This window comes from Mixta mediterraneensis (assembly GCF_014946725.1).
Classification (GTDB): domain Bacteria; phylum Pseudomonadota; class Gammaproteobacteria; order Enterobacterales; family Enterobacteriaceae; genus Pantoea; species Pantoea mediterraneensis.
The window spans coordinates 222675-235729 of record NZ_JACFXY010000006.1 but is presented as its reverse complement, the minus strand read 5'-3'; the positions used below and the strand labels follow the sequence as shown (position 1 = coordinate 235729).

General features: G+C 52.4%; 17 protein-coding genes. 9 read left to right on the top strand and 8 right to left on the bottom strand.

The window, feature by feature from the left end; genetic code table 11:
- Window positions 1-241 precede the first annotated feature (241 nt).
- From H2P46_RS13170 to grxB, 5 genes are all read right to left on the bottom strand, one after another.
- Window positions 242-511, bottom strand: coding sequence for a hypothetical protein (locus tag H2P46_RS13170; RefSeq protein ID WP_193405482.1), 270 nt, complete (start codon window positions 509-511; stop codon window positions 242-244).
- Between the two features lie 146 nt (window positions 512-657).
- Window positions 658-903 (bottom strand): DNA damage-inducible protein I, encoded by a 246-nt coding sequence (dinI, locus tag H2P46_RS13165; RefSeq protein ID WP_193405481.1) that lies wholly within the window; start codon window positions 901-903, stop codon window positions 658-660.
- Between the two features lie 62 nt (window positions 904-965).
- On the bottom strand, window positions 966-2012 hold the full coding sequence (gene pyrC, locus H2P46_RS13160) for a dihydroorotase (RefSeq protein ID WP_193405480.1): 1047 nt from the start codon (window positions 2010-2012) through the stop codon (window positions 966-968).
- A gap of 134 nt (window positions 2013-2146) precedes the next feature.
- Window positions 2147-2710 carry a lipoprotein gene (locus tag H2P46_RS13155; protein ID WP_193405479.1) on the bottom strand — a complete coding sequence of 188 codons (564 nt, stop codon included), beginning with the start codon at window positions 2708-2710 and terminating at the stop codon, window positions 2147-2149.
- A 116-nt stretch (window positions 2711-2826) separates the two neighbouring features.
- Window positions 2827-3474: a glutaredoxin 2 gene (gene grxB, locus H2P46_RS13150; protein WP_193405478.1), complete on the bottom strand. Its 648-nt coding sequence runs from the start codon at window positions 3472-3474 to the stop codon at window positions 2827-2829.
- A gap of 276 nt (window positions 3475-3750) precedes the next feature.
- Between grxB and rimJ the strand changes: the two genes are divergently transcribed.
- The 3 genes from rimJ (at window position 3751) to murJ (ending at window position 6946) form a co-directional block, all read left to right on the top strand.
- Window positions 3751-4341 carry a ribosomal protein S5-alanine N-acetyltransferase gene (gene rimJ / locus H2P46_RS13145; protein WP_193405477.1) on the top strand — a complete coding sequence of 197 codons (591 nt, stop codon included), beginning with the start codon at window positions 3751-3753 and terminating at the stop codon, window positions 4339-4341.
- Between the two features lie 16 nt (window positions 4342-4357).
- Complete coding sequence (locus H2P46_RS13140; RefSeq protein ID WP_193405476.1) at window positions 4358-4990, top strand: YceH family protein; 633 nt, start codon at window positions 4358-4360, stop codon at window positions 4988-4990.
- A gap of 417 nt (window positions 4991-5407) precedes the next feature.
- Window positions 5408-6946 carry a murein biosynthesis integral membrane protein MurJ gene (murJ, locus tag H2P46_RS13135; protein WP_193405475.1) on the top strand — a complete coding sequence of 513 codons (1539 nt, stop codon included), beginning with the start codon at window positions 5408-5410 and terminating at the stop codon, window positions 6944-6946.
- Between the two features lie 63 nt (window positions 6947-7009).
- Here murJ and H2P46_RS13130 read toward each other — a convergent pair whose 3' ends face one another.
- From H2P46_RS13130 to flgA, 3 genes are all read right to left on the bottom strand, one after another.
- A complete protein-coding gene (locus tag H2P46_RS13130) occupies window positions 7010-7441 on the bottom strand; it encodes a flagella synthesis protein FlgN (protein ID WP_193405474.1) in 432 nt (143 codons plus the stop codon).
- Window positions 7442-7446: 5 nt separating this feature from the next.
- Window positions 7447-7749 (bottom strand): flagellar biosynthesis anti-sigma factor FlgM, encoded by a 303-nt coding sequence (gene flgM / locus H2P46_RS13125; RefSeq protein WP_193405473.1) that lies wholly within the window; start codon window positions 7747-7749, stop codon window positions 7447-7449.
- 102 nt (window positions 7750-7851) lie between these two features.
- Window positions 7852-8511 (bottom strand): flagellar basal body P-ring formation chaperone FlgA, encoded by a 660-nt coding sequence (gene flgA / locus H2P46_RS13120; RefSeq protein ID WP_193405472.1) that lies wholly within the window; start codon window positions 8509-8511, stop codon window positions 7852-7854.
- Between the two features lie 154 nt (window positions 8512-8665).
- Here flgA and flgB point away from each other — a divergent pair, with 154 nt between their 5' ends.
- Genes flgB through flgG form a run of 6 tightly spaced genes read left to right on the top strand, consistent with a single transcriptional unit; the run spans window position 8666 to window position 13029 of the window.
- Entirely contained in the window at window positions 8666-9076 is a 411-nt protein-coding gene (gene flgB, locus H2P46_RS13115; RefSeq protein ID WP_193405471.1) for a flagellar basal body rod protein FlgB, read from the top strand.
- Window positions 9077-9078: 2 nt separating this feature from the next.
- Window positions 9079-9483 carry a flagellar basal body rod protein FlgC gene (gene flgC / locus H2P46_RS13110; protein ID WP_193405470.1) on the top strand — a complete coding sequence of 135 codons (405 nt, stop codon included), beginning with the start codon at window positions 9079-9081 and terminating at the stop codon, window positions 9481-9483.
- 12 nt (window positions 9484-9495) lie between these two features.
- Window positions 9496-10167: a flagellar hook assembly protein FlgD gene (flgD, locus tag H2P46_RS13105; protein ID WP_193405469.1), complete on the top strand. Its 672-nt coding sequence runs from the start codon at window positions 9496-9498 to the stop codon at window positions 10165-10167.
- Window positions 10168-10193: 26 nt separating this feature from the next.
- Window positions 10194-11450 (top strand): flagellar hook protein FlgE, encoded by a 1257-nt coding sequence (gene flgE, locus H2P46_RS13100; protein ID WP_193405468.1) that lies wholly within the window; start codon window positions 10194-10196, stop codon window positions 11448-11450.
- Window positions 11451-11470: 20 nt separating this feature from the next.
- Window positions 11471-12229, top strand: coding sequence for a flagellar basal body rod protein FlgF (locus tag H2P46_RS13095; protein ID WP_193405467.1), 759 nt, complete (start codon window positions 11471-11473; stop codon window positions 12227-12229).
- 17 nt (window positions 12230-12246) lie between these two features.
- Window positions 12247-13029: a flagellar basal-body rod protein FlgG gene (gene flgG / locus H2P46_RS13090; RefSeq protein WP_193405466.1), complete on the top strand. Its 783-nt coding sequence runs from the start codon at window positions 12247-12249 to the stop codon at window positions 13027-13029.
- Window positions 13030-13055: the final 26 nt, after the last annotated feature.

Below are 13055 nucleotides of genomic sequence, written 5' to 3'. Positions count from 1 at the left end.
CGTTAAACGAAGTGCTTGATGAGGTTCAATGCGGCTTTTTTATTCCAGTAGCGGAACAATTATAACAGTAAAATAGCCTTTTACTGACTAAAAATTGCGTGAAGCGCCGGTGACTCGGACAATTACTTTAAAAAAGCATGAAAGAGAAAAATAAAATGCCTGATGAAACAGGCATTTTAAAGCATAAATTAAAATGTCAAAGCGGCTGTTTTATAAATTGCAAAATGACATAAGGCTGTCATTAAGCCAGCGTTTCAGGTGTTGTCCCACCGTTGCGTTTTTGTAACGTTTCCACCAGTCGGGCAAAGTGCTGCTGCAGTTGTTCATCATGATTTTGATTTTGCGCTTCCAGTGACAGATTATGCACCAGTAGCTGACTGGCGCGATCGTCCAGGCAGAAAATCAGGCTGGAGAAAGCATTTTCCAGCACGGTCAGGCGACGTTGCTGCTCGCCAATGAGCGTCAACAGCTCACCAAACGTCATCGCCTCTTCCGGTTTTTCAGTATTCATGTTGTCGCACCTCCTGTTAAGCATGACGAGCGCAAGGATAGGGGATTGATCAATCAGAGTCTAGTTGCAGGAAGGGGTTATGGCGAGAGCGGAAAAACAGAAAAAAACCGGGCGGCGAAGCCCGGCGAAAAACAGCACAGTGGCGGTTAATCGGTCATAAACCAGTCATCAGCACTTTCCCAGGTTTGCTGCAAAATATCGCTGATTTGGTCACGTGTCTCTTTGCCGCCACCTAATACGCTAAGTTGACTGGTAGAGGCATAACGCACCTTGATGTAATGAACGGCATCAGGGAGTTGCTCATCAATGCGGCGTGCAAGCTCCTGGCTCAGGGCATCCAGTGCGCCAGGAGGAAAAGGTTGGGTTCTGGCAACGGTAATTTCGATACGCATAAAATCCCCCAGAAAATATACTGTGTATATTTACAGTAACAACTCTCTGGAGGCAAGCGATATTACACTTTAACGCGCCAGTTTAACGTTTCACCGGCCAGGAAAGGAATCAGGGTATGTGCGCCCATTTCGTTTTTAGTTTCTACTGTCCACGGCTCACGTACCAGTGTAAGGGTGCCTTCATTAAGCGGCAGGCCATAAAAGCGTGGTCCATTCTCAGAACAAAAAGCTTCAAAATGCTGCAAGGCATCCAGTTCTTCAAAAACGGTGGCGTAAGCAGACAGTGATGTCGGAGCATTAAATACACCGGCACAACCGCAGCTGGCTTCTTTTAAATGCTGTAAATGTGGCGCGGTGTCAGTACCAAGGAAAAAGCGTGGATGACCGCTGGCAACGACTTTACGCAGGGCATTCTGATGCACGTTGCGCTTTAAAATCGGTAGGCAATAAAGATGTGGACGAATACCGCCTACCAGCATGTGATTGCGGTTGAACATCAAATGCTGAGGTGTAAGGGTTGCGCCAAGCTTTTCATTAGCCGCTTCGACATATTCCGCCGCCTCTTTAGTGGTGATGTGTTCCATTACCACTTTTAATTCAGGGAATTGCTTACGCAGCGGCTCCATTACCGTTTCGATAAAGCGCGCTTCGCGATCAAAAATATCAATATGCGCATCGGTTACTTCGCCATGGACCAGCAGCGGCATAGCCAGTTTCTGCATACGCTCCAGCACGCTGGCGATTGAGGCGATATTCCTCACGCCGTGACTGGAGTTGGTGGTGGCATGCGCTGGATACAGTTTGGCAGCGGTGAATAAACCTGCGGTAAAACCGCGCTCGATCTCATCCGGGTCCAGCGAATCGGTTAAATAGCAGGTCATTAAAGGGGTAAAAACATGATCGGCGGGTAATGCCGCCAGAATGCGGTCGCGATAAGCTTCCGCTGCCGCCACGCTGGTGACTGGCGGCACCAGATTTGGCATCACGATGGCACGAGCATTTACCGCGCTGGTATAGGGCAAGACGGTGTTGAGCATCTCGTCATCACGCAGATGGATATGCCAGTCGTCTGGACGGCGGATGGTAAGTTGCTGAGGTTGTGCAGTCATCAATGAGGCTCCGGCAGAAAGGAAACGAAAGGCACGTTTAGGCCGGGGTCTAAGCATAAGGTTTCGGGCAACCGTTTGCACCTGGTTTTTGCGCAGAAGAAAAGAAAACCGCGCCAGGCGGCGCGGTGTAATGATTAATGGGTGAAGGGAATAATGAGCTGGCCAGGTTTTACTTCAAGTCCTTTGGCAAATTTTTTCGCCAGCGACTCAGCTTTGCTACGGTCTTCACTCAGTATATAAGCGGGTTTCTGATCGAAATAGCTTTTCAGCGACTGGTTCAGATACGGTGTCAGGGTTTTCATGACGGATGCCATTTTTTCCGGTTGCACCTGCGCGTCTACAATTTCAAGATCGCGCAGGTAGATTGCGCCTTGTTGTTGATCGAAATACGGTTGCGCTTTCATTTTCAGCTGCATATTGGCCTGCTGCGGTCCAAAAAGCGAACTCACATTAATTTTTGCCTCACCCGATAGCGTGATTTTCCCCGGTTCTTCACGGCCGATTTGGCTGCTGAGGTTGTTCAGAACAATATGCGCATTAATCAGTCCGGCAACGCCGACATCTTTTGCGTAGTTATTGTGCTTTTGTAGCGCCTGGTTAATTTCCTGCTCGCTAATAGTGTACTGCGTAAGTTGATTACAGCCGCTCAACATTACGGCTAAAAACAGAGCGATAAGCCCCGAAACGACCTTCTTCATGCCATCCTCATCCAGATTATCAGTGCGCGAAAGCAGCGCATAGCGTGCCTGAATGCAGAGCGAGTGTCACCAGGGAAGGGATGAGAAACGCTGTCACGCTTCTCATCAGGTTAGATTTAGCGGGCAATAGAAGAGAGCAGATTAACCTGGGTTTGTTTAGCCATATTATCGCGGTAATCGGCGACACGGCTGGGCCATTCAATACCGCTGACCAGCGTCAGGGAGCGCAACAGCGGGAACAGATTAATATCATCGTCCGATAATTCACCATTAACCGCATTGGGTTTAACAATCAGCTTGTCCAGCTGGCGTAAATCATCACTGACATTTTTGATAAAGCCTGGGGCATGGCGCTTAAGCTCTTCAAAGTCGCCTGTACTGGCCTGTTTTTTAGCGCGGAAATATTCACGCGCTTCCGGCGTTGCGAACTCAGCAAAAGGCGCTTCAGCAATGCGTGGTAACAGCAGTTTATTCACATAGCCATTAATATGACGAAGCCAGTCACTAATTGCTGGGTTTGTTTTGCCAGTGATCAACGGTTCGCCATCCTGTTTATCAATAAAGCGCACAATATCCATACTCTCCGGCATCGCGCTTCCATCTTGTTTTTGCAGGATCGGCGCCATTTTCTGGCCAACCAGTTTACCTGGCGTCGTTTCGTCATCGTTAAGCATCACAACGAGTTCAACGGGGATATTTTTCAGGCCGAAAATCATGCGTGCTTTGACGCAGAAAGGGCAATGGTCATAGATATATAGCTTCATCCCGATCTCCTTTGTTTAACGGAGCGAAAGTGATTCGCTCTGTTTTCGGACTTGCGGGAAGTATGGAAGAGATTAGCGTAGGGGGCAAACCCGGCTGCCTGCGATGGGGGATTGCTACCCCAACACGAACAGCAGCTCCAGACCGCGTTTACGGTGTTAAATCAAGGTGTTTGTGGCTGGATCAGTCGTAACGTTTTACCGCAGCCCAGGCGGCGGTTATAGTGAAGTGAAATGTTAAATGCTTATCCTTTTCAGCCACGTCTTTCAGGAGTCCAGATGTTTAGCTATCGTTCTGCCGCGCCAAAGGTGCGATTGGCCACCGATCGGTTGGTGGTACGTCTGATACACGAACGCGACGCGTGGCGGTTAGCGGATTATTACGCGGAAAACCGCACCTTTCTCAAGCCGTGGGAACCGGTACGTGATGAAAGTCATTGCTACCCTTCGGGCTGGCAAGCCCGTCTTGGGCTTATTACCGATATGCACAAACAAGGTTCGGCCTTCTATTTTATTTTGATGGATGTTGATGAAACGGAAGTCCGTGGCGTGGCGAATTTCAGCAACGTGCTGCGCGGTTCATTTCATGCCTGCTATCTTGGCTATTCGCTTGGCGAGAAATGGCAAGGGCAGGGTTTCATGTTTGAAGCATTGCAGGCCGCCATTCGCTATATGCAGCGTCAACAAAATATTCATCGCATTATGGCCAATTACATGCCGCACAATCAGCGTAGCGGCAATTTACTGGCTCGCCTGGGCTTTGAAAAAGAGGGGTATGCCAAAGACTATTTATTGATTGACGGGCGTTGGCAAGACCATGTGCTGACGGCGCTAACCAGCAAGGAATGGACGCCAGATCGGCGTGGATAATAATGAGGAATTATATATGAAGATGGCTTTATCCGCGCCAGCGCTGCGCGTGTTGGGTTGCCTGATGGAGAAACAGGTAACGACGCCAGAACAGTATCCTCTTTCTCTGAATGGTGTCGTTACCGCCTGTAATCAAAAGTCTAACCGCGAGCCGGTGATGAATCTCTCCGAGGGCGAGGTGCAGGAACAGCTCGATCAACTGGTAAAAAAGCATCTGGTCACCTCGAATAACGGCTTTGGTCAGCGCGTTGCGAAATATGAACAGCGCTTCTGTAATTCAGCCTTTGGTAAGCTGCAATTAAACAGCGCTGAAGTCGCGATTTTGACCTTACTGTTTCTGCGTGGTGCACAAACGCCTGGGGAATTGCGTACCCGTAGTGGTCGCCTGCACGAGTTTGCTGATGTTTCCGAGGTAGAACACACGCTGGAACGGTTAACTGAGCACGAAGAGGGCGCGATGGTGCTGCGTTTGTCACGCGAGCCCGGCAAGCGCGAAAATCGTTTTATGCATCTGTTTGGTGGTGAAATGACAGAAGCTCAGCCTGACACAGAAACCGATAATGATTTAGCCGCACGCGTCGCCACGCTGGAGCAACGCGTCAATGCCTTGCAGGCGCAGTTAGCGCAGTTGCTGCAACAGGAACAGTAAGAAGAGGTTGGGCACTGGCAAAGAACCATTAAGCGGGGATCGGGTAAATCCGTCTGCCGGGGCGAGCACTGATGGGGCTGGACGTGGATCGGGCTTCTCTCCCAACAGACGAAAGGCTGAATGATTTGCGGCCGCCTGTCTGGCAATGTCTTTTAGCGCCGCATGATTTTAGCGGAGCGGCACCGCGCTTTATTAGCGGGGGATAAAATCAGACGATGCCTGAAGCGAGTGGGGAACACGCCCTGCTGGCGCAGCCCGTGATGATAAAGTGATGACGCGAATCTGAACGTAAATAATCCCTTGTAACACTCAGAGTTGGTGATTCCTCGCCAGGCCAGTAGACTATCGCCGGGCATCAACGGATGCCTGCGCTAACTCACTCATTTTGCCGATTCTTTTCAGGATGCGCCGCTAATTATGAATTTGTTGAAATCGCTGGCAGCGGTCAGTTCCATGACGCTGTTTTCCCGCGTGTTGGGTTTTGCTCGTGATGCCATTGTGGCGCGCGTATTTGGTGCCGGAATGGCAACCGATGCCTTTTTCGTTGCGTTTAAATTACCTAACCTCTTGCGCCGTATTTTTGCCGAAGGCGCATTCTCTCAGGCCTTCGTGCCGATTCTGGCTGAATACAAAAGCAAACAGGGGGATGAGGCAGCCCGGTTTTTTTTCGCCTATGTTTCTGGTCTGCTGACGCTGGTTTTAGCCGTCGTGACCGTGGCAGGCATGATTGTGGCACCGTGGGTGATCTTAGTGACCGCGCCAGGTTTCGCCGACACCGCGGATAAATTTGCCCTGACCAGCTCGCTGCTGCGCGTAACCTTTCCTTATATCCTGCTCATCTCGCTTGCCTCGCTGACAGGCGCGGTGCTCAATACCTGGAACCGCTTTTCTGTGCCGGCCTTTGCCCCAACGCTGCTCAATATCAGCATGATCGGTTTTGCGCTATTTGCCGCGCCGCACTTTCATCCACCGGTCATGGCGCTGGCGTGGGCAGTGGTGGTGGGAGGCGTATTACAACTGGGGTATCAGCTTCCGCACCTGAAAAAAATTGGCATGCTGGTGCTGCCGCGCATCAATTTAAAAGATGCAGGCGTCTGGCGCGTCATGCGTCAGATGGGACCGGCGATTTTAGGCGTTTCGGTCAGTCAGGTGTCGCTGATCATCAATACCATCTTCGCCTCATTTCTGGTTTCTGGTTCAGTATCGTGGATGTATTACGCTGACCGTCTGATGGAGTTTCCTTCCGGCGTGCTGGGTGTGGCGCTGGGCACCATTTTACTGCCATCACTGGCAAAGAGTTTTTCCAGCGGCAACCATGATGAATATTCACGTTTGATGGACTGGGGATTACGTCTGTGCTTCCTGCTGGCGCTACCCTGCGCGGTGGCGTTAGGTATGTTGTCTGGCCCGCTAACCATTGCACTGTTTCAGTACGGCAAATTTACCGCCTTTGATGCGTTAATGACGCAACGCGCACTGATCGCCTACTCGGTAGGTTTGATGGGGCTGATTGTAGTGAAAGTGCTGGCGCCGGGTTTCTATTCACGTCAGGACATTAAAACGCCGGTGAGAATCGCTATCTTTACCTTAATCATGACCCAGCTCATGAACCTGACATTTATTGGGCCGCTGAAGCACGCAGGCCTGTCATTGTCCATTGGCCTGGCGGCCTGTTTAAACGCTGTGCTGCTTTACTGGCAGCTGCGTAAAAAGGATATATTCCGACCACAACCCGGCTGGGGAACCTTTCTTTTACGGCTGGTTTTAGCCGTTATGGTCATGGCGGCGGCGCTGTATGGCATGTTGCTGGTAATGCCGATGTGGGAGCAAGGCACGATGCTGTGGCGTTTGCTTCGGCTGGCGGCCGTGTGTGCGGTGGGGGGAGGCGTATATTTTCTGATGCTTGGTTTACTCGGCTTCCGCCTGCGTGATTATGCCCGGCGAACCTCCGTTTAAGCAGAAAAACCCCGCGTGATGCGCGGGATTTTTTACAGGCAAAGCAAAGTAAAAACGTCTGAATTAAATTTTACGACTCAGCGTTGACTGACCTTTACCCCGGCCATCCGGACCGTAAAATGCCTGGGTCTGATGCGGCTTTAACACCTCAAGCGCATCCTGGGTAAAACGCATTTGATGCTGTAACAGCAGGCCGTTGTGGACGTTACTATCCTGCAAGCGGCGGGTGTATTGCTGAATATGCTGCCAGCGATGTGACATGTCACTCTGACCATCATAAGGTGCCTGAATCTGCAGGTGAGGTTCTGCGGCGCGACGCATTTCATCCAGATAATTCAGCGTCGAGAGCAGCGCACTCTTATCTTCCGTTATGCGCTGCAACAGATTGCTGTTGATTTGGCCAGCCGATAGCTGGTGCTGTTCTTCGTTGAGCAAACTGGCTAGCGAAGACAGGACTTCCTGCATCTTATCTAATGTGGTCAACAATGTGTTCATGGGGATTAGTTACCCTCTAAATATGCCCTGGTGTCGGCAATTAGTGCATCCGCTATCTTGCCGGTATCCATTTTCAGTTCGCCATTACGGATGGCGGTTTTCAGTTGTTCTACGCGCTGGACATTGATGTCCTGGCTGCCTGGCTGCATCAGCTGTGACTGGGCGCTGCTCAGGCTGACCTGCGCGGAACCTGGCGTGGTTGCCGTAGTGGTCACATACTGACGCACTTTCGTGCTGTTCTGCTCGTTAGTGTCACGCGTCTGGACGGTGCTAACGGGCTTCAGCGGTTGTGTTCTGTCGATGCTCATATTCAAGCTCCTGTACGATCAGGGGGTCTGCCACCTGAATCAGAATAGCGTAATCGCTTTGTTGATTCTTCTATCGGCAGAACAACAGGCTTCTTTAACGCTTTATAGTGTTATCAGAACATTCCCATCATCGCTCACCCGGCCGCTAACAATCTGACCATTGGCCATGCGCACACGAACCCATTGCGCGCGGGTAGCATTGTTTAACGCCTTGCCTTCGCTGCTGGCATCAAAGCCTTCGCCGCTGGCAATGACCGTCACATTTTGTCCGGCTTTCACGCGCCACGGCTGGCGCAGCATCGACAAACTCACCGGCTGGCCGGGTTGAATATCACGCAGAACGACCGCATCCGCCACCGAATCGCTATTGAACAGCGTGCGGGCCGGTAGCGTATCCAGCCGTCCACTCTGCATCCTGAAGTCATTTTGCTTTACGCTGGTGCCGCGTACCAGCTGGCGTTTCGCCACCAGATACTGACCACTTACCTGTACCTGTACCTGAATATAACGGCGATTTTGATCGCAATTAGCGGCCACGCTCATGTTGCCCCACAAGCGGCTATTGCCCGGCAGAGAGAATCGCGGCGCATCGCATTCAGGCCATTGCGTTTTCGGTGTACGCACCAGCACATTAATGCCTGCGGCATGTTGCGGATCGCGTGCTTTAAAAAATTGATTCAGTTGTGCACTAAGATCGGCGGCGCTGGAAGGCAGCGCGATCATGACCAGCAGGCTGGCCAACAGAATGGGGTATCCACGCATGGTGCTGCTCCTTACTGATAATGGCAACGAGTTTACGCGGAGAAAAAAAACGTCAAGAGCAAAAATAGCGACGATTTGGGGCGTTATTCAGACGATCGCCCTTGCTTTTTTCCTATTAAGCTGCCAGCTCGGAATTCTCATTCGCGGAGGAAGCATGCTCGACAAACTGGATGCGGCACTGCAATTCGGTACTGAAGCCCTCAACCTGCGTGCCCAGCGTCAGGAGATCCTGGCGTCAAACATTGCTAACGCCGATACGCCGGGTTACCAGGCCCGTGATATTGACTTCGCCAGCGAGCTGAACAAGGCGATGAAGAATGGGCGGGCTACGACAGGCCTGTCACTCAACGTTACCTCGGCGCGACACATTGAAGCACAGACTCACGCTGCGTCATCAATGGATTTGCTGTATCGCATTCCCGATCAGCCTGCTGCCGACGGCAATACCGTCGATATGGACCGCGAGCGTACTCAGTTCGCGGATAATAGCCTGAAATATCAAACCGATCTCACCCTTATCAGCAGCCAGATCAAAAGCATGATGAGCGTGTTACAAGGGCAATAATTATGGCCTTGCTGAACATTTTTGACATTGCCGGATCAGCCATGACCGCGCAATCACAGCGATTAAACGTTAGCGCCAGTAACCTGGCCAATGCCGATAGCGTGACTGGCCCTGACGGCCAGCCATACGTGGCAAAACAGGTAGTATTTCAAACGGATGCCGCACCAGGTGCTGCAACGGGCGGGGTAAAAGTGGCGCAGGTGATTAACGACCCCTCACCGGCAAAACTGGTTTATGACCCAGGCAATCCGATGGCCGATGAGAAAGGCTACGTGAAGATGCCTAACGTGGACGTGGTTTCTGAGACCGTCAACACCATGTCAGCGTCACGCAGTTATCAGGCCAACGTTGAAGTGCTGAACACCGTGAAATCAATGATGATGAAAACCCTGACGATCGGTCAATAACGGAGAATAAAAATGGCTATCTCAGTAGGCGTTAATGAGTCACTGGACCCCAGCGTCCTTAGCTCATCCAGCAGCAGCAGCGGCAACAGCGCGCAAGACTTACAAAATCAGTTTTTGACCATGCTGGTGACGCAGTTACAAAATCAGGATCCCACCAATCCGATGGATAACAGTCAGCTCACCACGCAGCTGGCACAGATCAACACCCTGAGCGGTATTGAGAAACTTAACACCACGCTGGGTTCAATATCCGGTCAGATTAATGCCAACCAGTCGCTGCAAACCTCAACCTTAATTGGTCATGGCGTGATGGTTGATGGCTCACAGGTGCTGGTCGGCAGCGGCACAACGACACCGTTTGGTGTGTCACTGACCACCGCCTCAACCGCGGCCAGCGCCACGATCAAAGATGCCAGTGGTAATACGGTCAGCACCGTTGACCTCGGGGCGCTCAGCGCGGGCGTTCACACCTTCTCGTGGGATGGCACATTGGCCGATGGTTCAACGGCACCAGATGGCAAATATACGGTTTCGATTGCCGCCAGCAATGGCAGCACCCAACTGGTGGCACAACCGCTTAACTACGCCTACGTCAATGGGGTAATTACGACGGACGACACCACAAAACTGGATCTCGGCACCATGGGCTCCGTCACCCTTGACGAAGTACGTCAGATTCTCTGATCAACCTGTAAGCAGGAGAAGCAAACATGTCATTTTCCCAAGCGGTAAGCGGTCTTGGCGCTGCCTCAAGTAACCTCGATGTCATCGGTAACAACATTGCTAACGCCGCAACGGCGGGCTTTAAGTCCAGCACCATTGCGTTTGCCGATATGTTCGCCGGCTCCAATGTGGGCCTCGGTACTAAAGTGGCCGCGGTGATCCAGAACTTCAATGATGGCACCACAACTACGACCAGTCGTGGTCTGGACGTGGCGCTGAGCGGTAACGGTTTCTTCCGTATGACGGATACCAGCGGTGCGGTGTATTACTCACGTAATGGTCAGTTTACGCTCGATGAAAATCGTAACCTGGTCAATACCCAGGGGCTGACTGTGACGGGGTATCCAGCCAGCGGTGTACCACCGACGATTCAAACCGGTGCTAATCCCGTGGCGATCACTATCCCCACGACGCAGATGGCCGCGCGTGCCACGACCACAGCAAGCCAGGTGGCGAACCTGAACTCGACTGATTCCACGTCAGATGTGCCTGTTTTCTCTGCCGGTGATGTCGATAGCTACAACGCAAAAAGCACCATGACGGTGTACGACTCTCAGGGTAACGATCATACCCTCGACATGTACTACGTCAAAGACTCCACCGCCAATAGCTGGACCGTCCATGCGATAGATTCCTCCACTGGCGAGGCCGCTGGTGATTTCAGAATGAAATTTGATACCAACGGCCAACTGACCGGTATTACCCGACTGAAGGCCGACGGCAGCGATGACACCAGCACGACAGATGGCACAGTTGGGTTGACCATTAACCTGACGGGCGCTAACGGTGCTGCAGCTAATCAAGCGATCACGCTGAATATGCTGGGTAGTGCGCAGCAAAATACGGGTTCCACCACCTTTGGTAATCCTACCCAGGATGGTTATGCCCCTGGCGATCTGACCAGTTACGCGATTAACGATGATGGCACGATTACGGGGACTTACTCCAATCAGGAAACCCAGTTGCTGGGTCAAATCGTACTGGCGAGCTTCTCTAACCCGGAAGGGCTGCAGTCAGCAGGCGATAACGTCTGGTCTGCAACCAACTCCTCAGGGCAGGCGGCGATAGGTCTGGCTAATACCGGCACTTACGGTTCCCTGACGGCAGGTGCGCTGGAAGCCTCCAACGTTGATATGAGTCAGGAACTGGTAAATATGATCGTGGCGCAGCGTAACTACCAGGCGAACGCCCAGACCATCAAAACTCAGGACCAGATTCTTAACACGCTGGTTAACTTACGTTAATGCGCTAACGGGATTGCTTTATGGATCACGCAATATATACCGCAATGGGGGCTGCCAGCCAAACGCTGAATCAGCAAGCCGTTACTGCCAGCAACCTTGCCAACGCCTCAACGCCGGGGTTTCGTGCCCAGCTCAACGCGTTGCGCGCCGTGCCAGTCAACGGCTGGTCGTTGCCAACCCGCACTCTGGTTACGGTTTCGACGCCAGGGGCGGATATGAGCCAGGGCGCAATGGATTATACCGAGCGTCCGCTGGACGTGGCGGTTCAGCAAGATGGCTGGCTGGCGGTGCGTACCGCTGATGGCAGCGAAGCGTATACCCGCAACGGCAATATGCAAATCAGCCCGAACGGAACGTTAACGATTCAGGGCAATCCCGTGATGGGCGATGGCGGTCCGATCGCCATTCCACAGGGCGCGGAAATGACTATTGCTGCTGACGGTTCCATCACCGCGTTAAATGCGGGTGATGCGCCAAACGCCACGGTGCAGCTTGGCCGTCTGAAGCTGGTGAAAGCCAGCGGGCAAGAGATGCAGCGTGGTGACGACGGCATGTTCCGTCCAACGCCAGCGACGCAGGCAACACGCGGCGCGGCATTGCAGGCCGACGCCACCATGCAGGTAATGCCGGGTGTGCTCGAAGGTAGCAACGTTAAACCGGTGGAAACCATGGTCGACATGATCGCCAACGCCCGACGTTTTGAGATGCAGATGAAAGTGATCGCAAACGTTGATGAAAACGAGCAAAAAGCCAATCAGCTGCTGAACATGAGCAGCTAAGGCGCGAGGATAACAACATGATTCGTTCTTTATGGATCGCCAAAACCGGTCTTGATGCGCAGCAAATGAACATGGACGTGATTGCCAATAACCTGGCAAACGTCAGTACCAACGGTTTTAAGCGCTCACGTGCTGTATTTGAAGATCTGATGTACCAAACCATGCGCCAACCGGGCACGCAGTCGTCTGAGCAGACCACACTACCGTCCGGGTTACAGATTGGTACGGGTGTGCGCCCGGTGACCACTGAACGCCTGCATACCCAGGGTAACCTGTCGCAGACCGACAACTCAAAAGACATCGCCATCAACGGTCAGGGTTATTTCCAGATTCAGATGCCAGACGGCACCTCGGCGTATACCCGCGATGGTTCGTTTCAGGTGGATCAGAATGGTCAGTTAGTGACGAACTCCGGTTTCCCGGTGCAGCCTGGCATCACTATTCCTGCTAACGCGACAAGCATCACTGTTGCACGCGATGGCGTGGTAAGCGTAACGCAGCAGGGACAAACCCAGGCGACACAGGTGGGGCAGTTAACGCTGAGCACCTTTATGAACGATGCTGGTCTCGACAGCGTAGGTGAGAACCTGTACCAGGAAACGCAGGCGTCAGGTGCGCCTACCGACAGCACGCCGGGTCAGAATGGCGCGGGACTTCTGTATCAAGGCTATGTGGAAACGTCGAACGTCAATGTGGCGGAAGAACTCGTCACGATGATCCAGACGCAGCGCGCGTATGAGATCAACAGCAAAGCAATCAGTACGTCTGATCAGATGCTGCAGAAATTAACTCAGCTGTAACGCTGGTGGTAAGGGCCAGCGTCGGG

Excerpts from the sequence above, each read along its gene's own strand:
- H2P46_RS13170 (WP_193405482.1), bottom strand. The coding sequence starts at position 511 with ATGAATACTGAAAAACCGGAAGAGGCGATGACGTTTGGTGAGCTGTTG.
- dinI (WP_193405481.1), bottom strand. The coding sequence starts at position 903 with ATGCGTATCGAAATTACCGTTGCCAGAACCCAACCTTTTCCTCCTGGC.
- pyrC (WP_193405480.1), bottom strand. The coding sequence starts at position 2,012 with ATGACTGCACAACCTCAGCAACTTACCATCCGCCGTCCAGACGACTGG.
- H2P46_RS13155 (WP_193405479.1), bottom strand. The coding sequence starts at position 2,710 with ATGAAGAAGGTCGTTTCGGGGCTTATCGCTCTGTTTTTAGCCGTAATG.
- grxB (WP_193405478.1), bottom strand. The coding sequence starts at position 3,474 with ATGAAGCTATATATCTATGACCATTGCCCTTTCTGCGTCAAAGCACGC.
- rimJ (WP_193405477.1), top strand. The coding sequence starts at position 3,751 with ATGTTTAGCTATCGTTCTGCCGCGCCAAAGGTGCGATTGGCCACCGAT.
- H2P46_RS13140 (WP_193405476.1), top strand. The coding sequence starts at position 4,358 with ATGAAGATGGCTTTATCCGCGCCAGCGCTGCGCGTGTTGGGTTGCCTG.
- murJ (WP_193405475.1), top strand. The coding sequence starts at position 5,408 with ATGAATTTGTTGAAATCGCTGGCAGCGGTCAGTTCCATGACGCTGTTT.
- H2P46_RS13130 (WP_193405474.1), bottom strand. The coding sequence starts at position 7,441 with ATGAACACATTGTTGACCACATTAGATAAGATGCAGGAAGTCCTGTCT.
- flgM (WP_193405473.1), bottom strand. The coding sequence starts at position 7,749 with ATGAGCATCGACAGAACACAACCGCTGAAGCCCGTTAGCACCGTCCAG.
- flgA (WP_193405472.1), bottom strand. The coding sequence starts at position 8,511 with ATGCGTGGATACCCCATTCTGTTGGCCAGCCTGCTGGTCATGATCGCG.
- flgB (WP_193405471.1), top strand. The coding sequence starts at position 8,666 with ATGCTCGACAAACTGGATGCGGCACTGCAATTCGGTACTGAAGCCCTC.
- flgC (WP_193405470.1), top strand. The coding sequence starts at position 9,079 with ATGGCCTTGCTGAACATTTTTGACATTGCCGGATCAGCCATGACCGCG.
- flgD (WP_193405469.1), top strand. The coding sequence starts at position 9,496 with ATGGCTATCTCAGTAGGCGTTAATGAGTCACTGGACCCCAGCGTCCTT.
- flgE (WP_193405468.1), top strand. The coding sequence starts at position 10,194 with ATGTCATTTTCCCAAGCGGTAAGCGGTCTTGGCGCTGCCTCAAGTAAC.
- H2P46_RS13095 (WP_193405467.1), top strand. The coding sequence starts at position 11,471 with ATGGATCACGCAATATATACCGCAATGGGGGCTGCCAGCCAAACGCTG.
- flgG (WP_193405466.1), top strand. The coding sequence starts at position 12,247 with ATGATTCGTTCTTTATGGATCGCCAAAACCGGTCTTGATGCGCAGCAA.